The sequence below is a fragment of the Fulvivirga ulvae genome (assembly GCF_021389975.1).
GTDB lineage: Bacteria > Bacteroidota > Bacteroidia > Cytophagales > Cyclobacteriaceae > Fulvivirga > Fulvivirga ulvae.
On record NZ_CP089981.1, the window covers coordinates 3,687,986 to 3,710,380 of the forward strand.

The window sequence follows — 22,395 nt, forward strand, 5'->3', positions numbered from 1 at the left end:
TTTACCAGCCTTCCATTTCCAGGTATTGTATGACCGTGAATGCTATCGTAATAACGAAATATAGTGCGCCAACAATATAAACTACGGTTTGCTTGGTTTTATTCTTAACAACATAGCCCAGGGAGGTAATGGTTGCGGCTGTAATTATCTGGGTAAAAAGACTGGCAAAAGTGTAATAGGTTTGAATATCCCCACCCGTTTTTTCAATAATGAAAGGGATGAAAAACCAAATAATTTTAGAAGCTAAAAACCATCCGACTACTATCAGCAGTATGTTGTCAGCCGTACCGTTGCGTTCAGTGGTAATGACATCATCCGTATTTTCATAATGCTCTGTAGGTTTGGGCACCGGGCCATACTCATTTTCCTCGGGCTGTCCCTCTGTTACCATCAATATCAAGAGCCATATGGCACCAACCAGTGGGATCAGACTTATTAAAACCATCCAGCCACTTTTGCCTACATCATGTAGCCTGCGTACTGCCACAGCAAGGCCGGGGATAAAAAGGGCCAATGCATAGAAAAGGTAAATGGGACCGTAACCGATGCCGGCAATTACCAGACCTGTAACATGATCGAGCACAAAGGCTACAATAGCAAAAAGAACGTTGAATAAGGTGAAAAACCAATATTCTTTGCGCCTTGCCCGTCCATTAAAGTCAGCATATTTCTGTAGTGCAGCCAGGTACCAGTTCATAGTTCGAAAGTACAAAACTTACATAGGTGTAGATCTCTCAAAAATGACAAAGCTATTAATTTTTATTACTATGGCAATTTTGAGGCAGTATTTATACTAAATCTACGTCGACTGTTTTGTCTTCTGCAATAACCTCGGCTATTCTATCCCAAAGTTTAATCCGATGTTCAAGTGCCTGCTTTGCGGTTTCCAAAGCTTCGTCCCATTTGCTTTGGTCATCTCCGCAAAGCGCGGTAATCATTTGTAGTGAAAGCGGTCCGTGCTCGTCCCCGTCGAGTTCAATATGCCGGTTAAGATAATAGATAAGCTTATGGTAAGACTTGCTCTGGTCTTCTTTTTCGGCATGGTTTACAATCTCAATAAACATATCAGGAATGAGGTCTTCCCGGCCAAAGGTAAAAGCAGAAGCTATTAAATGTGGTTTTCCGGTGGCAATAACATCAAAGGTAAAAGCAATGAAGTTCGCGACCACCCTGTCGAGCCCCATTTGGTTGGCAGCCTCTGTTACGCTGGATCCGGTGTTGATCAGTTTGATGAAAGCATTGATCCCGGAAGTATCGGCCCCCGCCTGATCCATTGCGTCCAGATACATCTCAAAATGACTTTTTGGTTCGCCTGCCTCATTGATATCACTTTCTTCACCCAACACAATCTCGTTCACAAATCGTGATAACGCCGGATTTGGAGCAGGTGTCCAGGGAATGTTTGTACATGTTAAATTTATCTGTAAGGCTTTTAGAAGAGACATAAAATCCCATACGGCAAAAACATGATGTTCCATGAAAATCTGTATGTCCCGAATAGAAGATAGTCGGGTATATAATTTATGATGTGTCAGATTTTCCCTTAAATCCTGAAGTTGGTTTTCAATCCGGTCAGTTCCTTGCATAGCGCTACAGTTTGGAATTTTGCTCACCATGAGCAGAAGCGTGCAAAGGTAAATCCTGAGGCTTTATTTTCCTTTTAAATGCTTAACGAATTGAAGATCAGCCTTGAGTTTATTTAACTTCCCACGTATTTTCCCCACTTAGCAGTTTATCCAGGTCAGTATTGTCTGTTTTCTTATGATCTTCTATCTGTTCGGTAAGCAGGTCTTCATAAGTTGCCCGCTCATTTTTATAAAATATTCCGAAAGGCCTGGGTAAGGCTCCCTGATTCATATCATATTCAAAGAAGCCGGAAAGGATAGAGGCCTTGATCTTGTCTTTTGGATCATGGATCCAGCATTCATCGGCAGCAGTCTCTTCCAGGGAAACTACAATGGGTTTAAACCCATCCAGTTTAATACCTTTAGTCTCTTTGCCGAAGATCAGCGGTTTGCCGTCCTCTAAAAATAGAGTATGATCATCTTTGGTGGCCTTATCGGTGAAAAGTCCAAAGGCGCCATCATTGAATACATTGCAATTCTGGTAAATATCAATGAAGCTGGTTCCTTTGTGCTCATGGGCTGCCAGCAGTATATCTCTCAGATGCTTGGGGTCACGATCCATAGAGCGCGCTACGAAGGTACCTTCTGCTCCCAGAGCAAGGGCTATCGGGTTGAAGGGGTGGTCAACAGAACCATAAGGTGTTGATTTGGTCACTTTGCCCTTGGGTGAAGTAGGAGAGTACTGTCCCTTGGTGAGTCCGTATATTTCATTGTTGAACAATAGTACATTCACATTGAAATTTCTTCTGAGCAGGTGAATAAAATGATTGCCCCCAATAGACAAAGCATCACCATCTCCTGTTATGATCCAGACATCAAGATCAGGTCGTGCTGCCTTAAGCCCACTGGCTACTGCTGTTGCCCGACCGTGAATGCTGTGCATGCCGTAGGTATTCATATAGTAAGGATACCTTGCAGCACAACCTATACCGGAAACAAAAACGGTCTTTTCTTTTGGGATATCAAGTGTTGGCAGCACTGTTTGTACCTGTTTGAGGATAGAATAATCGCCGCAGCCGGGACACCAGCGTACATCCTGGTCGGTTGCATAGTCTTTTGCTGTTAAAGGGTTGCCATTCCCTGATGAATTAAGCACTTGTACTGACATGGTCTTGATGTTTTAATATGGCTTGCTTTATTTCTTCTACACTGAAAGGGATGCCTTTTGTCTTATTAACAGAAATGGCATCAATCAGAAAACGCTCCCGGATCAGTTTGGAGAGCTGTCCGCGGTTCATCTCAGGGATGATAACGCGTTTGAAACTTCTCAATAAACTCTCCAGGTTTTTTGGAAACGGGTTGATATGTCTTAAATGTATATGGGCTACGGAAATTCCCTCTTCTATCAAATCTTTTACAGCCCGCTCTATAGAGCCGAATGTTGAGCCCCAGCCCAAAACCAATAGATCGGCTCCTTCATTGCCCCGGTGAATGATCTGATCAGGCAAGTCTAAAGCAATGTCATTTACCTTTTTCTCCCTTATGCGGATCATTTCCTGGTGGTTTTCTGGATTGTAAGATACATTACCTGTTCGCAATTCCTTTTCAAGCCCTCCGAGCCGGTGCTCGAAACCCTTAATGCCGGGCACTGCCCATGGTCTTACCTCATGCTCATCACGCTCATAGGGGAGAAACTTATCCTCAAGAAAATCAGTTTTATCCGGTCTTCTTGGAGTAATGGTTTTCAGGTCTTTTGAGGTAGGGAACCTCCAGGGCTCTGCGCCATTGGCGATATACCCATCAGATAGTACCACCACCGGGGTCATGTGCTCTATGGCTATTCTGCAAGCTTCATAGATGGTATCAAAGCAGTCTTTTGGAGATGCGGCAGCGAAAACAGGCATTGGCGCTTCCCCGTTTCTTCCATACAGCATTTGAAGCAAATCTGCCTGCTCGGTTTTGGTAGGCAAGCCGGTGGAAGGGCCGCCACGCTGTACATTCACCACAATCAGAGGTAGTTCCAGCATCACGGCCAGACCCATCGCCTCAGCCTTAAGTGCTATTCCGGGGCCTGATGATCCGGTAATGGCCAGTGAGCCACCAAAGGAAGCCCCTATGGCAGCACATACCGCAGCTATTTCGTCTTCCGCCTGGAATGTTTTTACACCAAAGCTTTTATGCTTGGAGAGTTCATGCAAAATATCTGAAGCTGGTGTGATAGGGTAGCTGGCATACATCAGCTCGAAGTTATTATGATTTGCTGCAGCCACCATGCCTAATGCGGTAGCCTGGTTACCACTTATATTTCTATACTTTCCTTTTTGTAAAGGGGCAGGTTTAACCTCATATCGGGAGGTGAAGGTCTCGCTGGTCTCGCCATAATGATAGCCTGTTTTCAAAGCTTTGGTATTGGCGTCAGCAATCTCCGGTTTGGATTTAAATTTATGCTGAATGAATTTTATCGTATTGTCAGGGCTTTGACTAAACATCCAGTATATAAAACCGAGCACAAACATGTTTTTGCACCGGTCTATTTCCTTGACCGAAAGGCCGGAATCTTTAAGGGCCTCTTTGGTAAGCTTTGAAATATCTATGGCATGGACTTCGTAGTTTTCCAGAGAGTCGTTGGTCAGTGGGTTTTCATCGTCTATATACTTGGCCAGCTTCAGGTTCTTACTGTCAAAGCCACTTATGTTAGCCACAATTACGCCTCCTTGCCTGAGGTTGTGGAGGTTCACTTTAAGGGCGGCAGCATTCATCACCACCAGCACATCGTATTGATCACCGGGTGTGAATACCTCTACACTGCCAAATTTGAGCTGAAAGCCGGAAACACCCGCTTCAGTGCCTATAGGGGCTCTGATCTCAGCTGGAAAGTTTGGAAATGTGCTGATGTCGTTGCCAAATAACTCTACCGTTTCGGTGAATTGTCCGCCGGTAAACTGAATACCATCACCAGAGTCTCCCGCGAAAAGGATAACTACCTCTTTTTTAGAGCGGTTTATATTAATTTCCTTCATGACGTTTAAGGGTTATGCCATCATGAGTATTAATTTACGAAAAGAAATGCAGAGGAACAGGAGAAACCCGTCATAATTGAGGGGTGATTTTTGTTATGATCTTACACTCAAGTCTGTATTAACGTACCCTACTAGCGAACTGTGTCTGGGTAGATGAGGTTTTCCTTTAAAAATACAGTATCCATTTCCCAATGAGCACCTTTTCGAGCACCACCCCCGTGGGGATTGAATGCCCGGATTGTATCTGTTTTATAGTTCTCTTTTTCTACAAGCTCATAAATCATCACGGGTGGTGCTTCACCACCGGGAAATGCAAATTCCCAAAACCTTCGTTCTTTCAACAGAAAGAAACCAAGGGAGTCTGTATATGCTTCTGCAACTTTACAGCCTTTCAGGGGCATTCTGGTTTTATGGTCATAAACATAACCGGTTATACGGGGCCTCTCGGTTCTGCTGACCAGGCAGGCCGATAACATAATGAGCAGCACTGGGGCAATTATTACCTGTTTTATCATAGTGAGTGGCCGGAGTTAAATTAATTGCCCTTAATAGAGCTTTCCGGCAAAAATAGTAATACCCACAATACCTGCAGCAATAGCAATGATCAAAACTGCTCCGGCAGCAATATCCTTGGCTTTGCCAACTTTAGGGTGCAGTTCTGGATGAAGTATATCCATAAATTTTTCAAGACTGGTATTAAAAGCTTCCGCCATAAGTACCAGGCCTATCATAGTGACAATGATCAGCCATTCGGTAGTACTTACCTGCAAATAGAAACCCAAAGCTATGGCAACCGCAGCAGCCAGTAGGTGATAGCGGAAGTTATTCTCCTCTTTGACCAGAAATTTAATTCCCTGAAAAGCATATTTAAAGCTTTTTAGGTTCTTTTTGATGCTATTTGTGAGTCCTTTCATAAGACGTTATGCTTTTGAGCATGTAGTAAGCTATGAATAATAGCGCTGAAAAACCAATGGTCATTTTTATGGCCTGGGGGTTGCTCAACTGGATGAATATATCGTGCATTAAATTAAATGGATTAACGAATAAGTCCCAACTATTCCAGCGTTGCACCCTGCCGAGGTAAATACCAAAGCCAGTGAGGATCAGGCTTGCAATGATGATCAACCATGTTTTAATAAAGCTAAAATTCTTTTCAAGAACTTTATGCACTACATGCAGGGAATAAAGGCCTACAACCAATCCGGTAAAGGCGCACGAAAAAAGCAGCAAAGTATCAGACCAGATCGAAGGGTTAAACCTTGTATTGAGATGTACCAGGTCAGTGATGATATAGGGCGAATTAGGAAAGAATAGCAGCCAGAGACAAAACATACCTGCAGATTTCCATTTTTTTAGCGGCTTCATTTGTAACCTGTACGTCCATATTTTGGCAAAAAACAAAGGCACCCAGGCGAGAAAGAGGTTCCAGGCCAGAAAGAAATAGGTGATATTGGACGACCTCACATAACTTGCTGTGATAAGCATAATGCAAAATATAGAAAGCTGAGTCAGAGCCATCACGGGATGGTTTATTGAGGATAATTTATTGATTATGGTTTTCATAAGTTTAAGTATTAGCAGTTTTATAGTTGAGATTAATTTTTTGCAGGCTGTTGTCAGTTTCTGACTTATTCTGGGTACTATTCACTTTTGATAGGATGGATTCCAGTAAGGGTAGCATGCCTGAAAGACTACCGCTTTTAATAATGAAATTCCAAAGAGGTTCAAATTTCTTCCAACCACCGGCATAAAAAAAATGCTTTAACATATGCTTGAAAGCTTCATGATGCAATGAAGATTTGACAATATTATTCCATGAGTAAAACTCCTTATAGGCCCACCAGTATCCTTCTTCAAGTTGCTCGGCAGTGAGGTTCCTGGTTTTGTACACTACATGCCTGGTATCGTATAGGTCCCAGTTTCTACTAGTGATCCGGCCAGCCTTTTCCATGTCACTGAAAAGTTTAGTGCCGGGATATGGTGTAAGCACATGATAGGTTGAAGTTGTGATCCCATTGGTTACACCCCAGTCAACAGTTCTTTTGAATACATCCTGATTATCCTCATCCAAACCAAATACAAAGCTGCCATTAATCATTATTCCAAGATCATGAAGGCGTTGTACTGCGTCTTCATAGCTTTTCTTCATATTCTGTTTTTTGTTGCTTTGTTTGAGGTTTTCGGGTGAAAATGTTTCAAAACCAACAAACACACTGCGCAATCCTGCTTCTGCTGCTTTTTCAATAAGATTGCCCCTGAGTATAGAATCAACAGTGGCAGCCCCTTGAAATATCCGGTTCATTCCTTTCATCCCTTCGAAAAGAGATGAAGCAAACTTCGAATTGCCAAGCAAATGATCATCCAGAAAATATAGATGACGGCCGGGTAACCTCTCAATTTCTGATAAGGCATCATCCACAAGTTGGGTATAGAAAGATTTACCACCCTGGAAAAAGGCGTCTTTATAACAGAAGTCGCAGTGATGAGGGCAGCCTCGGGTGACCACAATTGAGTTTGGTACCAGATACAGGTGCCTCTTTATCAGGTCACGACGTATAGGAGGTATGCCAGCGAGTGTACGTTTATCAGAGAAGTATCGTTTTTTTTGTGCTCCTTTCTTAAAATCCTTCAGAAACTGAGGAAATGTATCTTCTCCTGGGCCTATAAAAATAGAGTCTGCGTGTGGGAGTGCTTCCTCAGGAAGAGAAGTGACGTGTAATCCTCCCAGAATTACATAGCAACCTTTAGCCTTGTAATGATCAGCAATATGATAAGCCCGGTATGCATTAGTGATGTAAACCTGTATTATAACCAGGTCAGGTTCATCGTCAAGTGTTAGTTTTTCTACGTGCTGATCCAGTAATTCAACCTCATCATGAGGGTCGAGATAGGCGGCTAGTGTAGCTAGTCCAAGAGGAGGAAAGAGCGAGTACTTAATAGGGCGCCAAAAGGGGCTTTCAGCCTCAGTAAGTGCGGGAAGTATCAGTTTTACCTTCATTCTGTTTCTTTAAAAGTGCTTTGAATTTCAAAGTAAATAATTTTTAAAAAGGCCAGATCTTTTAGTTCTGGCTTGTTATTTAAAAAGAACTTTGAGTTACAAAGTAAAGGAAATTGGAATGAAACAAAAAAACTTTTATAGTTTTGTTTTGTCTAACATAAAGAGGTTACTCAATAATAATTGCATTATAACAGATTATTTTAAACTACTGTACTATGACGAAGTTTTTGCTGGCCGGTTTGTTGTTTATTTCAGTATCATTAGCACTTAACGCCCAGAAGGTTGCATATGAACATAAGTTTGATGGTTATATTGAAGGAGACTTTTTGGGCTTCCCGGATGCTTCAGGCAATATGGTTACCAGTTACCTGTCCTACATTAACGGTACCCCAAAAATATATAAAACTCATTTAGTATTTAAGACTGCCAATGAAACGAAGGATATAGTTTTTCCAGGTAAATTGATTATATCTGGCTATAGCTATGATGATAGAAGTTTTACTTTTTTTTATCAAAATCAATTTGCTGTTGATGATAATCAACCCGTCATTGATATGATCCAGATCTCTAAAGATGGTCTTGAAATGTTGGGGAGTGGTAAGCTAGAGTATGAAGGGGAGTCCATTATAAGCAACTTTCAATATAACGGACTTTATTATTTAATTACAGCTTCCAAGTCGAAAGAGGACTTAATTGTTCGAACCATAAGCGGCCCTGATCAGGTAAATAAGCGTGTGTTTAGCGTAAGTAAAAACACGGCCAGGAAATTGTCTAAAATGAGATTTAGCTTTATTCAGGATGACTTTGAGATGCCTATTCAGCATATAGTTTTTAAGAATAAGATTTTCTTTCATGATAATAAGCTAATAATGATTACCCCCACTTCCCTTGGAGATAGCAAGGAAGGGCAGTTGAATCTGGTTTCTTTGGATTTGGATTCTAAGTCTACAGGTTTAAAGCACTTCAGTCATAAATTTGGTTCTTATAATTACTTCCCTTATAAGGGAAAGTTATATTTTATTCATCTAAATAAGAAAGCACTCATCTTACAAATAAGAGGTGTTGATGATCTTACTGTTATTCGTGAGTATTCCTATACACCAGATAAAGAGGTTAATATATTTAATTCACCCGTTTATAAAGAGACTGAGGTAGTGGAACTGGATGCTGATAAGAATTTAGCTAAGCAAAAATTTAAGGAAATAGGTGTTGGAGAGGAATTTATCAATGTCATCGGCAGTGGCGATGAGATTAAATTGATGATTGGCTCCGCTGTATTTCCTGGTCAGAAAAACTTGATTCCTGGGCAAAAAACAGTTTCTACGCCGGCATCTCCCGGTTACTATAAAATTTTAGAGTTTTCGTCAGGTACTTATAATAAACCGGGGTATAAACCTGAAACATACATGAGTTATACTATTGATGACGCTACAAAATATTATGTATACGGATATTTAAATGCATCTGATTATACTGTCAGTACAGGTCAGCATGACCATTTCAGTGCTTATTATAACATTGAAAGCTTTGTTGAAAAAGAGAGGGATATTAAGAAAAGTCGCATAAGCAGCTACAACATATACAATAGCCTCAAGAATATATACCTGATTTCTTACTCGAAGAAGTCTAACATGCTAACAGTGCGAAGCTGGGATGGTATGTAAGTAAGTAACTTTACTACCTCACATCCACACTATAAAAAGTCCCCCTGTTCTCCTTCTGTTCCATGGAGTGTTTTACGATAAGGTAGGCAACATTGATCATGTTACGCAGCTCGCACAACTGAGGTGACAGGGTGGTAGTTTTGTAAAGTTTTTCTGTCTCTTCAAATATTACATGAAGCCGGTTCAGGGCACGTTCCAGGCGCTCATTGGAACGTACTATGCCCACATAGTTGCTCATGATATTTTTTACTTCGGTTCTGTTGTGGTTGATCAGTACCCATTCTCGTGGTTTGGTGGTGCCTTCGGCCTGCCATTCGGGTATATTGTCCTGAAAATTAATACTATCAATTTTACCTGCTACATCTTCGAAACAGCGGTGAGCGAATACTAATGCTTCAAAGTAGTGAGTTGGAGGCCAGTCTGTTAGCACCATGAAGACCTGTGCAGGCTACTTCTCCGCAGCAGTACAGGTTCTCGATGTTGGTATTGCCGTGTGCATCCGTTTTTACGCCACCACAAAGGTAATGTGCTGCCGGGGCGACTGGTATCATATCCTTAGCTACATCAACGCCTGATTCAAGACATTTCTGATATATATTGGGGAAGTGTTTTTTGAACTCTTCTATATCCAGGTGCCGGCAATCCAGGTATGTGCATTCTTCTCCTCGGGCTTTCATTTCGGTATCAATGGCCCTTGCCACGATGTCCCTTGAGGCCAGAGATCCGCGCTCATCATATTTTTCCATGAAGGATTTCCCCTCTTTGGTTTTGAGCACCGCACCAAAGCCTCTTACCGCTTCTGATATCAGGAAAGCCGTATCTCCGGCATGGCCATAAAGCGCTGTAGGGTGAAACTGCACAAACTGCATATGCTCCATAGCAGCCTTGGCACGATAAGCCATAGCTATGCCGTCACCGGTGGCCACTTCCGGATTGGTAGTGATCTTGTAGGTCTGACCGATACCGCCGGAGGCCAGTACGGTAGTTTTTGCTATGTAGGTCTCTATTTTGTGGGTTTTCAGATCCATCACGTAAGCGCCGAAACACTTGATATCGGTGCTCTTTTTAGTGACTTCTACACCTAAATGGTGCTGAGTGATCAGGTCTACGGCAAAGCGGTATTCTAAAATCTCAACATTATCAAATGACCGGGCCTTTTCGAGCAGTGTGCTTTGGATTTTGAAGCCTGTTACGTCTTTATAGTGCAGGATGCGGCGGGCAGAGTGGGCACCTTCCATGCCCAGGTGGTAGTTGCCATCTGCATCGCGGTCAAATTCGGTGCCCAGGTCAATGATCTCCTGCAGCCTGGCCGGGCCTTCTTCCACTACCAGGTCTACCGTGGCTTTGCTGCAAAGGCCATCGCCTGCTTTGAGAGTATCCTCTTTATGTTTTTCGAAGTTGTCATTCAGAAAATCCATTACCACAGCTATGCCTCCTTGTGCATACCGGGTATTGCTTTCGCTAACAATAGATTTGGTAACGATGGTGATCTTCTTTTCCGGAAACCGGGTGGCTGCCTTTACGGCAAAGCTCAACCCTGCAAGACCGGAACCTATGATTAAAAAATCAGTTTTGTGCATGATGTTATGATAACTCCAGCATTCTTTCTATCGGGCGTAAAGCTTTTTCACGGATACCTTCGGGTAAGATGATCTCCGGCTGTTCATACTTCATGCATAAATAAAGCTTCTGTAAGGTGTTCATTTTCATATACCCACACTCACTGCATGCACACTTGTTTTCTTCATAAGCTGGCGCTGCAATGATCTTCTTATGAGGAATTTCCTTGCTCATCTGGTGAAGTATACCTGCTTCAGTAGCTACAATAAATTCTTCCGCCGGGTCATTTTTTACGTATTCAATCAATTTGGCAGTTGACCCAATGAATGTAGCCACTTTCAGAATATGGCTTTCTGATTCAGGGTGTGCTATAATTTTAGCGTTAGGGTGTTCTTTGTGAGCAGCCAGGAGTTTGTCAATGCTAAAAGCTTCATGCACCATACAGGCGCCGCTCCATAGCAACATATCCCTGCCGGTCTCTTTGATCAGGTACTTGCCAAGGTTAATATCAGGGGCAAAAATGATCGGCTTGTCTTTTGGAATGGAGTTTATTATTTTGACAGCATTGGAGCTGGTACATACAATATCGCTTAATGCCTTGATCTCGGCAGAGCAATTCACATAAGTAACTACTATATGATCAGGATGCTGCTTTACAAAGGCTCCAAACTCTTCGGGTGTACATGAGTCTGCCAGGGAGCAGCCGGCTTTTAAATCGGGGAGCAGTACCTTTTTCTCAGGACTAAGCACTTTAGCGGTTTCTGCCATAAAATGTACACCGGCAAATACGATGATGTCCGCATCAGTTCCCGCAGCTTGTTGCGCTAATCCAAGACTGTCTCCAACAAAATCAGCAATATCCTGTATTTCAGGAAATTGATAGTAGTGTGCTAAGATCACCGCGTTCTTCTCTTTCCTGAGCCTGTTGATCTCGCTGACAAAATCCATATCAGGTTTTACAGGAAGGTCAAGAAATCCTTTATTTTCCAATTGTTTTCTCGCAGTCTCTTGTTGCTCTAATGTTATCATAGCAATGAAAAAATTAAATGGGTCTATTTTTCTTTGTTCAGGTTGAAGCTCAAACAATCATCACTAAAAATTTCAGGGAATTTTATGATCTCATTCATGAATCCATTGTTGCGTGATGTATGCAGATTAAGATGAAAGTATAAGGGGGTTCTTTTAGTCTGTTTTTATGGTTCTTACATGAATTTTGGGGTAAAGATAGGAGATTAAATCAAACAGCGTATTTATCATCAAAAGAATTTATGGTCATACTGAAGACAGAGTACAGAACTTCATAATGTGTGGAAAACCATGTACAGTAATTGATCATAACCCCTTAGTATCGCCTAAAGTAGCCTTTGGTTTGCTTCTTGCCTGATTTGAGGTATAATCAATTAAACTAAGAGCTATGAAAAGTGTAATTAAACTATTTACAGGAATCTTAATGATAAGTGCCGCAGTGTCATGTTCTGTGGATAAAACAGAAGAAGGAGAACTGCCTGACGTAGATATTCAGGCTGAGTCAGGGAAATTGCCTGAATATGATGTCGATTGGGCGAATGTGAAGGTATCTACCCGAACTAAAACAGTGGAAGTACCCAAAGTTGTTGTGGTTACAGAGAAGAGGCAGGTGAATGTACCCTATATTGAAGTAAATACGCCAGATGACAATGAAATGGAGGAGCGGACTATCCGTGTGGAAGCTGAGGTGGCCAACGAAAGTCATGAAATGAAGATAAGGGAAATTTACGCTGATGATGATGACCTGCACGTAGTGGCAGAACTGCTTCCAACAGGACAAGACCTGCAAGGGCAGACAGTCAGGGTATCGGATCAGGTTGTGATCAATGCTCCTGATAGTGACGTGGAATATTACATATTAGGTAGCAGGCCTGAAGGATACTTTAATACACAATATGAATTTATCAGCAGCAGAGAAGAGCTAAACGATGAGCTTGAAGATGCTCATAAGATCTATGAACAATAGAGGTGGCCTGAAAACAGAAAAGGCGGTTTGCCATGCCTGGTAAACCGCCTTTTTTATTGCTTTGATTTTCTCTATCTATTTGGCGTAAGATACCGATCTCATTTCCCTGATCACGGTCACTTTAATCTGTCCGGGATACTGCATATCTTTTTCTATTTTTTGAGAAATATCAAAAGACAATTGTCCGGCGCGTTCGTCGCTTACATTTTCCGCATCTACCATTACGCGTAGTTCACGGCCGGCTTGTATAGCGTAGCATTTATGTACGCCATCAAAGCTAAGTGCAAGTTGCTCCAGCTCTTTCAGTCGTTTGATATAGCTTTCCATTACCTCTCGGCGTGCTCCAGGCCTTGCTCCTGATATGGCATCACAAGCCTGAATGATAGGGGAGATCATGGAAGTCATCTCAATTTCGTCGTGGTGAGCTCCAATGGCATTGCATACTACAGGGTGTTCCTTGTATTTCTGAGCCAGCTCCATACCAATAATAGCGTGGGGCTTCTCCGGCTCATCCGGCCATACTTTACCAATATCATGCAGCAGACCTGCGCGTTTGGCCTGCTTAGGGTTTAGGCCTAGCTCAGAGGCCATTGTGGCACATAAGTTGGCTACTTCACGAGAGTGCTGTAGTAAGTTCTGACCATAAGATGACCTGAACCTCATTCTTCCTACCATTTTGATCAGCTCGGGGTGCAGGCCATGGATTCCAAGGTCGATCACTGTCCTTTCACCTATCTCGATAATTTCTTCTTCAATATTTTTCTTGGTTTTGGCTACAATCTCTTCAATTCTGGCCGGGTGTATTCTGCCGTCAACCACCAACCGGTGTAGCGATAACCTGGCGATCTCACGACGAACGGGGTCGAACCCTGAAATAATGATGGCTTCGGGGGTGTCATCCACAATGATCTCTACACCTGTAGCAGCTTCAAGTGCTCTGATGTTTCGCCCTTCCCTGCCTATGATCTTGCCTTTAATGTCGTCGCTTTCAATGTTGAAAACAGAGACACAGTTTTCTATGGCATGCTCAGTGGCCGTTCTTTGAATGGTCTCCAGTACGATTTTTTTGGCATCCTTGGTAGCGGAAAGTTTGGCCTCTTCCAGTATATCCTTGATGAAGGAAGAAGCGCGCGTTTGTGCCTCATCTTTCAAAGACTCTACCAGTTGCTCACGAGCCTCATCCGCTGTAAGGTTAGATATTTTTTCAAGTATAGAGACCTTCTGCTGATTAAACTTATCAAGCTCGGCTTTTTTCTTATTCACTACCTCCAGTTGAGTAGAGAGGTTTTCCTTTAATTCATCGAGCTCGGTTTCTTTTCTTTTTACCTGTTCAAATTCTTTGGAAAGGTGCTGTTCCTTTTGTTTTAATTTGTTTTCGTTGGTAATAATCTGGTTTTTCTTGCGGGATGCGTCTTCTTCAAACTCCGCCTTAAGTTTCAGAAACTTCTCTTTAGCTTCGAGGATCTTATCTTTTTTGATGTTTTCTGCTGAAAGTTCAGCTTCACGGATTATGCCCTTTGCTTTTTCTTCAAGCTCTTGCTCTTTTCCTTTATTGACCTTGCTCATCAAGGCCCGCCCTATCGCGATACCAATACCGAGGCCTACAACGCCAGCCAGTATTAAATAGATTGAATCTGCCATTACTCTTTTTAGTTTAAAAGATTAAATGAGTTGTCAGGCAGGTTTTTGCGGAATGAGCTTTGGCGTATTTCTGAAAATACCTTTGCCCAATATATTACTAACGCCCCTCGTTGGGGTGATGATCCCTTAATTCCTGAGCTAACACTCATCATTAAAAGATGCAGCAAAAGGTTATCAGAACCGGAGTTTATGCCTTATAAGGCCTGATTGATGATATTATTTAAATGATTGATTTTTTCAAGCACACTTTCATCTGTATTATATTGCTTTTCATCCAACTCCATTTTATCCACCAAGCAATCAAAGGCTACCATAGCTAGAAGATCTTGCTTATCGTCTATCCCAAATCTCTCTCTGTAAGATTTAATTCTTTCATTAATCTGCCTGCCGGCGCTTCTTACCCTTGCCTCGTCCTCAGCCTTTACCTTCATGGGGTATTCTCTGTCGGCAATTTTTATTCTTATAGAAAGTTCGTCCATATGGAGCGGTATTATTTACTTAAGTGCGCTATACACTTGTCAATCTCCTTTATATAATCGTCAATTTTCCTCTTCAGTTCAGAAGTATTGCCTTCTCCTGTATCTATTTCGTTTACAATCTTACTAATTTTAATCTTATTTTGAAAGCTACTGATCTGCTCCTCCTTGCTCTTTACTATACTTCTAAGCTCATCATTTTCACTTTTTAACTGAGAAACCTCCAGTTTGAGGGTTTTGTGCTCCCCAACCAGCAGATTTATTTTACGTTCCAACGATAACAAGTTAGCCTTTAGCTGTTCTTTGTTCATAATTACTTCCGGATTATTGCACCAAGGTCGCTTTCAAAAGAAGACATTAATTTAGTCATTGTTTTGTCGATAACCTTATCGGTTAATGTCTTTTCTTTATCCTGAAGGATGAAGCTTATAGCATAAGCCTTCTTGTCTTTATCTATATTCTCTCCTTCATAAACGTCAAACACATTAATAGAACGTAACAAGCGCTGCTCATTGTTTTGGGCAATTTCTCGGATTTCTTCGAAGCTTACCTTTTTATCAATAACCAGTGAAAGGTCTCTCCTCACTTCAGGGAATTTAGACACTTCTTCGTATACTATATTATTATTTGTCTTCTTTAAAAGCAAGTCCCAATCGATATCTGCGTAAAATATTTCTTGTTTAAGGCCTGCTTTTCTGGCCATTCCCGCATTGACTTTCCCCACTTTTCCCAGCTCTTTGTCATTCAGTAGCATCTTTAGGCCATAGTCAAACGGGAAGTCGTGAGTAACATCAGTTTTTAATTCTTTTCCTAATAATCGACCAACGACCAGATGTAGCATATGACTGATATCATGAAAAGCAACTTTTCTGGTCTTGTTGATCCAGTTTTCGTTTTCAATATCTCCGGTCATATATATGGCGAGCCTGTTGCTTTCCTTATAGTCACCTTCTTGCATGAAGTAGGTTTTTCCAAATTCAAAAAATCGCAGGTTCGTTTGCCTTCTATTGATATTGTGCATCGCAACTTCCAGTCCTGAATACAGCATGCTTTGTCTCATTACACCAAGGTCTTCACTTAGTTTGTTGAGGATAACCACACTGTGCTTTTCGTCCAGATCAGCAGCCTGCTCGGCATATGAGGGCCGGGTGAGTGAATTGGTCATGATCTCATAGAAACCGTTGCTCACCAGCAACTCTGTAATGGATTTTTGGGTTTTATTTCTGTCCCTGGCAGGAAAATCAGCCAGATAATCACTTTTTACAAACTCAGGGAGCTCAACGTTATTGAATCCATAGATTCTCAAAATTTCTTCGATTACATCAGCTTCCCTTTGTACATCTACTCGGTATGGAGGTACAGAAGCTACGAATGATTCATCAGACTCCTTGTGTGTTCCGATGTCAAGCAAATTCAGTATTTCGAATATCCTGTCACGGGCTATGTGCTTGCCTATGAGCCTGTCGATATTTTTGAATTTAATGGGCACTTCAAAATTTTTAATCTTTTCAGGATAGATATCTACCACTTCAGAGCTTATGCTTCCGCCTCCCAGTTCTTTGATCAGCAAAGCAGCCCTTTTTAATGCATGGACTGTTATTTCAGGGTCGGTACCTCTCTCGTACCTGAACGAAGCATCAGTTTTGAGTTGATGGTGTTGTGCAGTTTTACGAACGTAATCAGCTGAGAAATAGGCGCTTTCCAGGAATATGTTTTTGGTGCTGTCCTTAACGCCTGATTTTGTTCCTCCAAACACACCAGCAATGCACATACCCTCGCTGTCACCATTACAGATCATCAGATCTGTGTTTTGCAATTTCCTTTCTTTCTCGTCCAGGGTAGTGAAAGTAGTGCCCTGCGGTAAAGTTTTTACCAGTACTTTTTTGCCTTTGATCTCATCTGCATCGAAAGCATGAAGGGGTTGTCCCATCTCATGAAGTACGTAATTTGTAGCATCTACCACATTGTTGATAGGGGCAACACCAATAGCTTCAAGTCTTTGTTTTAACCAGGAAGGAGATTCCTTCACCTCTACTCCGCTAATAGTAACGCCGGAGTAGCGGGGACAGGCTTCGGTGTTTTCTACTGATACCTCTATGGCGTTGTCGGTATTGTCAATTTTGAAATCACCCACTTCAGGCCAGTGAACAGCCGTTTTTATGGCGGCTTTGAGGTCTCTGGCTACCCCGATGTGTGATGCCGCGTCTGCCCGGTTGGGAGTCAGCCCGATTTCTATCACTATATCATCAGTAAGGTTGAAGTACTCGGCTGCAGGTGTTCCGTTAGGCAGGTCAGTATCCAGTACCATGATTCCGTCATGGCTGATTCCAAGGCCTATTTCATCTTCGGCGCAGATCATGCCCTCCGAAACCTCGCCCCTGATCTTTGCTTTTTTGATCTGGAAGGGATCATGACCCTCCGGATAAAGTGTAGCGCCGACTGTGGCTACCACAACTTTTTGTCCTTTGGCAACATTGGGAGCACCACAAACAATAGGGACAGGATTATCACTGCCTATATCAACAGTGGTAACGGAAAGCTTGTCTGCATTCGGGTGCTTCTCACAAGTCAATACCTCGCCAATTACCAATCCCTTCAAGCCACCTTTGACCTGCTCAAAATTCTCAAGCCCCTCTACTTCAAGTCCGGTGTCAGTCAGCAATTTGCTGATTTCCTCAGGTGACTGATTTATGTTTATGTAATCTTTAAGCCAGTTTAAAGATATCTTCATGATCTGTTTCTTTGTTTATGATTCTACATGCAGTGTATCACTCCATGTCGCTTTTCGCTATTTCTTAGTGAAGGGGCAAAATTAAACATTTCCTGCTTTTAAGGATGGTGAAAGGCAACTTTTTGCAATGGACTATTCATGGAATCCTTGAAGTACCAGGGCACACTTTAAATCAGGGGTCTAATGCCTCTTATCGGCGGAGATTCCTGGTTCCCCTAGTGCTCGTAATTCTTCTCACCAGCCCGGATTGCTACGTCCAGTAAGTTTTCCCTTGGAGGTAGCGGACAACTGTATTCACTGCTGTATGCACAGTAAGGGTTGTATGCCATATTAAAATCGAGCATAATGCTGTTGCCTCCGCTATGTGTTACGTCAAGGTACCGGCCGGCTCCATAGGTTTCGTCTGCACTGGTGGCATCACCAAAAGCTAAAAAGAGTATATTTTCCTGTACATTTTCCAGAATCAGAAGCTTTTGTTCCTCATCATCAATGGCAAATGTGGTATAGCCGTATTCCAGGTACTCTTGCTCTTTATTGTCGCTTGTGGCTAACTTGCGGATCTTCCTTTCTTTTATAGGGTCAAACCGTGCTTTGATCTTGTATTTAAGATCGGGTTCAAAATAGGTTAGCCCTTTAAATGTTATATCATTTTCCTTGAAAGGAGACTCGCTGTTGTTCCTCATAAAGCTGTCCTGTTCGTCTCTCTCCTTTTCTATTCTTTGCTTATAAGCCTCAGGAGATTCCTCACCCTGTAATGAGTAAATGAGGATTACCAGGATTATAATAAAAGCTCCACAGTAAATGATCTTGTTTCTGCCCATAGTTTAAAGCATGTTTTCATCTGCAAAACTAAAGTAGCCATTATCGGTGAAAATGAGATGATCTAACACAGGGATTTCCAGCAGTTCTCCTGCTGATTTCATTTTATTAGTAAGGCTGATATCTGCCCGGCTGGGCTTTAGGTTGCCGGAAGGGTGATTATGAACCAATATGATAGAGCAGGCCAGTTCCTCCAGCGCAGATTTGAATATAATTTTCGGATCTGCCACGGTACCTGCTACACCGCCGCTGCTGATAAGTTGTTTTTTGATAATAGTATTGCTTCTGCTCAATAGCAATGTCCAGAATTCCTCATGCTTCATATCCATTAATTCAGGTTTGATAGCCTCATATGCATCTTCCGAACAGGTTATCTTGGGTTTTTTAACGCTTTGTGTTTCTTTTCTCCTCCTTCCAAGCTCCATGGCGCTGACTATGCTGACGGCTTTGGCCTGACCTATGCCCTTGAATTTCATCAACTCCTTAACGGACAGCTTGGCAAGATTATTTAAATCATTATTAGCATGATTGAGTATTGACTTGGCCACATCAACTGCACTCATAGATGCGGTGCCCGATCCTATAAGTATGCCTATGAGCTCTGCATCAGAGAGTGCTGATTTACTTTTCAGAAGGAGTTTTTCACGAGGACGATCTTCTTCGGCCCAGCTTTTTATATTTAAGTATTCCTTGGTCTCATTCATTGCAGGAAATTTAAAGCGAAAAAGAATTGTTGAGCTACTCAGGGCTAAAGTTTTATGGGGAAATACCTCGTATGATGGGGACGGAAGAGGCTGATCTTTAGGTCTGAGATGTTGTGGTGCCCTTAAGTATTAATTAAGGACAATAAAAAAGCCTTACTGGCTATAAGTAAGGCTCTTGAGATTCTCAAATCTTTATAAATTAAAGGCTATTCACCAACTTGGTCAGCTTTGATTTGTTGTTGGCAGCTTTATTTCTATGAATAATATTCTTCTTAGCTAGTTTATCTAGCATAGACGTTACTGTTTTCAGTAATTCCTGCGCCTCAGCTTTATCAGTTGTATTTCTCAGCTTCTTTACAAAAGTTCTGGTTGTTTTGTGCTGATACTTGTTTCTTAATCTCTTGGCATTATTAGATCTAATTCTCTTTAACGCTGATTTGTGATTTGCCATATCTGATATTTATTCGACTTCTCTTTAATTTGGTCTGCAAAGGTAATGCTAAATCTTATATTTGCAAAACCTATACAGTGAATATTTTCTTCTGCAAATGTATTTAACTTTATTTAAATTGTAATTATCTCACTTTGAAAAAAATTACACTAGCCGCCTCTGGTTTTGTTCTAATCTTCTCCACAGCCTTGTTTTGGGGATTCTATGCTCACCAGCAGATCAACAGACTTGCTGCTTTTACTCTGCCCATAGAGATGGTGGGCTTTTATAAGCATCATATTCAGTATATAACCGAAAACGCTGTTAATCCTGATAAAAGAAGGTATGCAGTTGAGGGGGAGGCACCACGCCACTTTATCGATATCGATGCATATGGAGACAGCGCGGTGTACAAAATGCCAAGATACTGGCATGAGGCGGTTGAAAAATATACGGAAGATACGCTCAATGCTTATGGTATTGTGCCCTGGCATGTCAACCTGATGAGGCACAGGCTAACTGATGCCATGAGAATTGGGGATGTCAGGGCTATTTTAGTGTTGTCGGCCGATTTAGGGCATTATATTGCGGATGCCAATGTGCCTTTGCATACTACAGAAAATTATAATGGCCAGTTGACAGGGCAGCATGGTATACATGGGTTATGGGAGTCGCGGTTACCGGAGTTATTCTCAGCGGATTACGATTTTTTTGTGGGTAAAGCCCAGTATATTGATAATCCTCAACTTGAAATATGGAAAGGTGTGGTACAGGCGCATGAAGCATTGGACTCCGTGTTGAATTTCGAAAGAGAACTAACCCAAACGACAGAAAGCGATAAGAAGTATGCCTTTGAAACCAGAGGTAGCTCAACGGTGAGGGTTTATTCCCGGGACTTCTCAAAAGAATATCATAAAATGCTTAATGGTATGGTGGAGCGCCAGATGCGGAAAGCCATTCAAATGGTGGGTAGTTTTTGGTATACTTGTTGGGTAGATGCAGGCCAGCCTGACCTGGATAAGTTGATCGAATTTGAATTCAGTGATAAAGAACTGGAAAAGCGGAAACTTGAACTTCAGGAATGGAAAGAAAAGAGGTTTGAGTCAAGAGAACACGAAAGTGAGTAGTCCCGAAGTGACTAAACACTTCGAGACTACCATTTTATTCCTTTCCTAAGGGGTAATAAACTTCTGTGATCCATTGTGAGGTGTCACTGACTTGTTCAGGGTCAGTAATATATACTTCGTATGGATACCCCACTATTTGAAGGTTATTGTTCTTTATATATTCGTTGACCTTATCATGAGTGAATGGCAATTTGTCATAATTTCCTTTATGTACTGCTTTAATAACTTTTCCTCCGAGGGTTTCTCCAATAGTTATGGACTCATGGTTTATGGTGGTTCCTTTCTGTACAGGTAGTCCGCAAATTATTTCCATATTGTCTTCATCAAACGATTTGTAAACAGCAAGTGGAGCTCCTGACATTTTGAGGTTAGAAGTTTCTGCAGCCTGCATTAGTTGTCCATATAATGTTGCCATAGTTGAGCTTATAGCCTCTATATTGGAAGCATCAACAGTGGCTTCAAGGCCAATGTAAGTTATAGGCTCCATGTTTACTACGGAGACCGCAGCATCCGCTGTTTTTGTTGGTTTAGACTCTACATAAGTTTTTAATTTAGACAGACCGTCTTCGTAATCCGGCCCAAGCATTGATTCCAGATCAAAGAATACGGCAAAAACCGGGGCAATGCCATGAAGCTCTTCTTCATAAGTCCAGGTTACTTTTGTAGAGCCGTTTTCAGCTTCCTCAAGTATAAAGCGGGCATTTGGCTCACCAGGGTATCCGCCGAAGGCCATTCTGCTGTTGACCATTTTATTTTCTTCGTTTTCTATGATCCACATTGAGCCACTGCCCACATCCTTATGCTCACTGGTCCAGCTCATTTTGGTTCCAATGCCCACTTCCGGGCCTTCATAAGCGTATTCGGTGTTTGGATCTTTGGTAAACCAGGGAGACCATTTATTGAAATCTTTGTAGCTGTTAAGTTCATTGTACACTACAGCTGGGCTTGCATTGATCACAATGGAACGCTCCATATAATATTTATCGGGTCCCGATAGGTATAGTATCAAGCCTATCAGGATCAGTATGCCAAGTATTACTCCAATTATTTTTAATGCTTTCATAATTATTGCGGTTTAGATATGGTTGCCCGGGTAATTTAGAAAAAAAGACGGGAAAAATAAACTGCACTCTGCCCACTTTCACATAAGCCCGATTTTTAGTACATTGTTATACACCAAATTTCTACCTGCCATGAAAACAAAATCACCGGCAAAAACCTATATTTCTGAAAAATACGGCTTATCGATAGCCATAGGGCTGATCATTTTCTTTTTTCTTATGCGAATCTTCGGATTGCTTTATGTAGTAGAGCTGCGGGTAATGAATATTGTTATTATGATTGCCGGTATTCTCACTGCAATTAAGACCCTCAGAAGTAAAGCCCCGGAGGAATTTACATACTTTAAGGGGATGGGCACGGGAGTATTGACCGGTATTATAGGTTCTATATTGTTTGGCTTGTTTGTGTTTTTTTATGTATCATTTATCGATACAGGTTTGATGCAGAACATCATTGAAAATGAACCCATGGGGAGATTTATGAATCCTTACATAGTTTCTGTAGTAATTGTAGTGGAAGGGATTGCTTCAGCGCTGTTGGTTTCCTTTATTACAATGAACTACCTGGATCCGACAAAACTTCAATGATGCAATGCTTGCAGGTAA

23 protein-coding genes are annotated in these 22,395 nt (G+C 41.8%); 4 read left to right on the plus strand and 19 right to left on the minus strand.

The features are described from left to right. Position 1 precedes the first annotated feature (1 nt). From LVD17_RS15770 to LVD17_RS15805, 8 genes are all read right to left on the minus strand, one after another. The gene (locus tag LVD17_RS15770) at positions 2 to 697 is read right to left on the minus strand and encodes a DUF805 domain-containing protein (RefSeq protein WP_233759974.1); all 696 of its coding nucleotides are present in this window, start codon (positions 695 to 697) and stop codon (positions 2 to 4) included. A gap of 91 nt (positions 698 to 788) precedes the next feature. Beyond that, a complete protein-coding gene (locus LVD17_RS15775) occupies positions 789 to 1,586 on the minus strand; it encodes a DUF3050 domain-containing protein (RefSeq protein ID WP_233759975.1) in 798 nt (265 codons plus the stop codon). A 109-nt stretch (positions 1,587 to 1,695) separates the two neighbouring features. After that, entirely contained in the window at positions 1,696 to 2,733 is a 1,038-nt protein-coding gene (locus tag LVD17_RS15780) for a 2-oxoacid:ferredoxin oxidoreductase subunit beta (protein WP_233759976.1), read from the minus strand. Next, on the minus strand, positions 2,714 to 4,585 hold the full coding sequence (locus LVD17_RS15785; protein ID WP_233759977.1) for a 2-oxoacid:acceptor oxidoreductase subunit alpha: 1,872 nt from the start codon (positions 4,583 to 4,585) through the stop codon (positions 2,714 to 2,716). Before LVD17_RS15785 ends, LVD17_RS15780 begins: the two co-directional genes overlap by 20 nt. 131 nt (positions 4,586 to 4,716) lie before the next feature. Further along, positions 4,717 to 5,100 carry a hypothetical protein gene (locus LVD17_RS15790; RefSeq protein WP_233759978.1) on the minus strand — a complete coding sequence of 128 codons (384 nt, stop codon included), beginning with the start codon at positions 5,098 to 5,100 and terminating at the stop codon, positions 4,717 to 4,719. 30 nt (positions 5,101 to 5,130) lie between these two features. Next, on the minus strand, positions 5,131 to 5,499 hold the full coding sequence (locus tag LVD17_RS15795; RefSeq protein WP_233759979.1) for a diacylglycerol kinase family protein: 369 nt from the start codon (positions 5,497 to 5,499) through the stop codon (positions 5,131 to 5,133). Further along, a complete protein-coding gene (locus tag LVD17_RS15800; protein ID WP_233759980.1) occupies positions 5,480 to 6,148 on the minus strand; it encodes a DUF1361 domain-containing protein in 669 nt (222 codons plus the stop codon). The genes LVD17_RS15795 and LVD17_RS15800 overlap by 20 nt, the downstream gene beginning before the upstream one ends. Positions 6,149 to 6,152: 4 nt before the next feature. Next, positions 6,153 to 7,583 carry a B12-binding domain-containing radical SAM protein gene (locus LVD17_RS15805; RefSeq protein WP_233759981.1) on the minus strand — a complete coding sequence of 477 codons (1,431 nt, stop codon included), beginning with the start codon at positions 7,581 to 7,583 and terminating at the stop codon, positions 6,153 to 6,155. A gap of 215 nt (positions 7,584 to 7,798) precedes the next feature. On the opposite strand from LVD17_RS15805, the gene LVD17_RS15810 reads away from it, so the two are divergent. Then, on the plus strand, positions 7,799 to 9,247 hold the full coding sequence (locus LVD17_RS15810; protein WP_233759982.1) for a hypothetical protein: 1,449 nt from the start codon (positions 7,799 to 7,801) through the stop codon (positions 9,245 to 9,247). A 13-nt stretch (positions 9,248 to 9,260) separates the two neighbouring features. Here the strand turns inward: LVD17_RS15810 and LVD17_RS28580 are convergent, their stop codons facing one another. From LVD17_RS28580 to nadA, 3 genes are read right to left on the minus strand one after another with little or no spacing between them, the layout of a single operon-like run. Further along, a complete protein-coding gene (locus tag LVD17_RS28580) occupies positions 9,261 to 9,680 on the minus strand; it encodes an L-aspartate oxidase (RefSeq protein ID WP_306415947.1) in 420 nt (139 codons plus the stop codon). Continuing rightward, positions 9,643 to 10,827 carry an L-aspartate oxidase gene (gene nadB, locus LVD17_RS15815; protein WP_306415948.1) on the minus strand — a complete coding sequence of 395 codons (1,185 nt, stop codon included), beginning with the start codon at positions 10,825 to 10,827 and terminating at the stop codon, positions 9,643 to 9,645. Before nadB ends, LVD17_RS28580 begins: the two co-directional genes overlap by 38 nt. 4 nt (positions 10,828 to 10,831) lie before the next feature. Next, positions 10,832 to 11,836, minus strand: coding sequence for a quinolinate synthase NadA (gene nadA / locus LVD17_RS15820; protein ID WP_233759983.1), 1,005 nt, complete (start codon positions 11,834 to 11,836; stop codon positions 10,832 to 10,834). Positions 11,837 to 12,221: 385 nt separating this feature from the next. On the opposite strand from nadA, the gene LVD17_RS15825 reads away from it, so the two are divergent. Then, positions 12,222 to 12,800 (plus strand): hypothetical protein, encoded by a 579-nt coding sequence (locus LVD17_RS15825; protein ID WP_233759984.1) that lies wholly within the window; start codon positions 12,222 to 12,224, stop codon positions 12,798 to 12,800. Positions 12,801 to 12,875: 75 nt separating this feature from the next. On the opposite strand, the gene rny is transcribed toward LVD17_RS15825, so the two are convergent. The 7 genes from rny to rpsT form a co-directional block, all read right to left on the minus strand. Beyond that, on the minus strand, positions 12,876 to 14,441 hold the full coding sequence (gene rny / locus LVD17_RS15830) for a ribonuclease Y (RefSeq protein ID WP_233759985.1): 1,566 nt from the start codon (positions 14,439 to 14,441) through the stop codon (positions 12,876 to 12,878). A 194-nt stretch (positions 14,442 to 14,635) separates the two neighbouring features. Then, complete coding sequence (locus tag LVD17_RS15835) at positions 14,636 to 14,920, minus strand: cell division protein ZapA (protein ID WP_233759986.1); 285 nt, start codon at positions 14,918 to 14,920, stop codon at positions 14,636 to 14,638. Positions 14,921 to 14,931: 11 nt separating this feature from the next. After that, a complete protein-coding gene (locus LVD17_RS15840) occupies positions 14,932 to 15,228 on the minus strand; it encodes a hypothetical protein (protein WP_155173770.1) in 297 nt (98 codons plus the stop codon). A 2-nt stretch (positions 15,229 to 15,230) separates the two neighbouring features. Continuing rightward, positions 15,231 to 17,648: a phenylalanine--tRNA ligase subunit beta gene (gene pheT, locus LVD17_RS15845; RefSeq protein WP_233759987.1), complete on the minus strand. Its 2,418-nt coding sequence runs from the start codon at positions 17,646 to 17,648 to the stop codon at positions 15,231 to 15,233. A 215-nt stretch (positions 17,649 to 17,863) separates the two neighbouring features. Further along, the gene (locus tag LVD17_RS15850; RefSeq protein ID WP_233759988.1) at positions 17,864 to 18,469 is read right to left on the minus strand and encodes a DUF1684 domain-containing protein; all 606 of its coding nucleotides are present in this window, start codon (positions 18,467 to 18,469) and stop codon (positions 17,864 to 17,866) included. A 3-nt stretch (positions 18,470 to 18,472) separates the two neighbouring features. After that, positions 18,473 to 19,171, minus strand: coding sequence for a RadC family protein (gene radC / locus LVD17_RS15855; protein WP_233759989.1), 699 nt, complete (start codon positions 19,169 to 19,171; stop codon positions 18,473 to 18,475). A gap of 199 nt (positions 19,172 to 19,370) precedes the next feature. Then, positions 19,371 to 19,622, minus strand: coding sequence for a 30S ribosomal protein S20 (gene rpsT / locus LVD17_RS15860; protein ID WP_155168590.1), 252 nt, complete (start codon positions 19,620 to 19,622; stop codon positions 19,371 to 19,373). A gap of 134 nt (positions 19,623 to 19,756) precedes the next feature. On the opposite strand from rpsT, the gene LVD17_RS15865 reads away from it, so the two are divergent. Further along, positions 19,757 to 20,728, plus strand: a complete 972-nt coding sequence (locus LVD17_RS15865) for a zinc dependent phospholipase C family protein (protein ID WP_233759990.1) — start codon at positions 19,757 to 19,759, stop codon at positions 20,726 to 20,728. Between the two features lie 34 nt (positions 20,729 to 20,762). Here the strand turns inward: LVD17_RS15865 and LVD17_RS15870 are convergent, their stop codons facing one another. Then, positions 20,763 to 21,791: an SRPBCC family protein gene (locus LVD17_RS15870; protein WP_233759991.1), complete on the minus strand. Its 1,029-nt coding sequence runs from the start codon at positions 21,789 to 21,791 to the stop codon at positions 20,763 to 20,765. Positions 21,792 to 21,921: 130 nt separating this feature from the next. Here LVD17_RS15870 and LVD17_RS15875 point away from each other — a divergent pair, with 130 nt between their 5' ends. After that, on the plus strand, positions 21,922 to 22,377 hold the full coding sequence (locus tag LVD17_RS15875; protein WP_233759992.1) for a DUF4199 domain-containing protein: 456 nt from the start codon (positions 21,922 to 21,924) through the stop codon (positions 22,375 to 22,377). Positions 22,378 to 22,395: the final 18 nt, after the last annotated feature.

Bases quoted from the DNA above. Each gene is read 5' to 3' on its own strand.
- LVD17_RS15805 (WP_233759981.1), bottom strand. From the start codon at position 7,583: ATGAAGGTAAAACTGATACTTCCCGCACTTACTGAGGCTGAAAGCCCC.
- nadA (WP_233759983.1), bottom strand. From the start codon at position 11,836: ATGATAACATTAGAGCAACAAGAGACTGCGAGAAAACAATTGGAAAAT.
- LVD17_RS15775 (WP_233759975.1), bottom strand. From the start codon at position 1,586: ATGCAAGGAACTGACCGGATTGAAAACCAACTTCAGGATTTAAGGGAA.
- LVD17_RS15835 (WP_233759986.1), bottom strand. From the start codon at position 14,920: ATGGACGAACTTTCTATAAGAATAAAAATTGCCGACAGAGAATACCCC.
- LVD17_RS15840 (WP_155173770.1), bottom strand. From the start codon at position 15,228: ATGAACAAAGAACAGCTAAAGGCTAACTTGTTATCGTTGGAACGTAAA.
- LVD17_RS15810 (WP_233759982.1), top strand. From the start codon at position 7,799: ATGACGAAGTTTTTGCTGGCCGGTTTGTTGTTTATTTCAGTATCATTA.
- LVD17_RS15875 (WP_233759992.1), top strand. From the start codon at position 21,922: ATGAAAACAAAATCACCGGCAAAAACCTATATTTCTGAAAAATACGGC.
- rpsT (WP_155168590.1), bottom strand. From the start codon at position 19,622: ATGGCAAATCACAAATCAGCGTTAAAGAGAATTAGATCTAATAATGCC.
- LVD17_RS15770 (WP_233759974.1), bottom strand. From the start codon at position 697: ATGAACTGGTACCTGGCTGCACTACAGAAATATGCTGACTTTAATGGA.
- nadB (WP_306415948.1), bottom strand. From the start codon at position 10,827: ATGCACAAAACTGATTTTTTAATCATAGGTTCCGGTCTTGCAGGGTTG.
- radC (WP_233759989.1), bottom strand. From the start codon at position 19,171: ATGAATGAGACCAAGGAATACTTAAATATAAAAAGCTGGGCCGAAGAA.
- LVD17_RS15850 (WP_233759988.1), bottom strand. From the start codon at position 18,469: ATGGGCAGAAACAAGATCATTTACTGTGGAGCTTTTATTATAATCCTG.
- LVD17_RS15785 (WP_233759977.1), bottom strand. From the start codon at position 4,585: ATGAAGGAAATTAATATAAACCGCTCTAAAAAAGAGGTAGTTATCCTT.
- LVD17_RS15800 (WP_233759980.1), bottom strand. From the start codon at position 6,148: ATGAAAACCATAATCAATAAATTATCCTCAATAAACCATCCCGTGATG.
- LVD17_RS15795 (WP_233759979.1), bottom strand. From the start codon at position 5,499: ATGAAAGGACTCACAAATAGCATCAAAAAGAACCTAAAAAGCTTTAAA.
- rny (WP_233759985.1), bottom strand. From the start codon at position 14,441: ATGGCAGATTCAATCTATTTAATACTGGCTGGCGTTGTAGGCCTCGGT.
- LVD17_RS15825 (WP_233759984.1), top strand. From the start codon at position 12,222: ATGAAAAGTGTAATTAAACTATTTACAGGAATCTTAATGATAAGTGCC.
- LVD17_RS15870 (WP_233759991.1), bottom strand. From the start codon at position 21,791: ATGAAAGCATTAAAAATAATTGGAGTAATACTTGGCATACTGATCCTG.
- pheT (WP_233759987.1), bottom strand. From the start codon at position 17,648: ATGAAGATATCTTTAAACTGGCTTAAAGATTACATAAACATAAATCAG.
- LVD17_RS15780 (WP_233759976.1), bottom strand. From the start codon at position 2,733: ATGTCAGTACAAGTGCTTAATTCATCAGGGAATGGCAACCCTTTAACA.
- LVD17_RS15790 (WP_233759978.1), bottom strand. From the start codon at position 5,100: ATGATAAAACAGGTAATAATTGCCCCAGTGCTGCTCATTATGTTATCG.
- LVD17_RS28580 (WP_306415947.1), bottom strand. From the start codon at position 9,680: ATGGTGCTAACAGACTGGCCTCCAACTCACTACTTTGAAGCATTAGTA.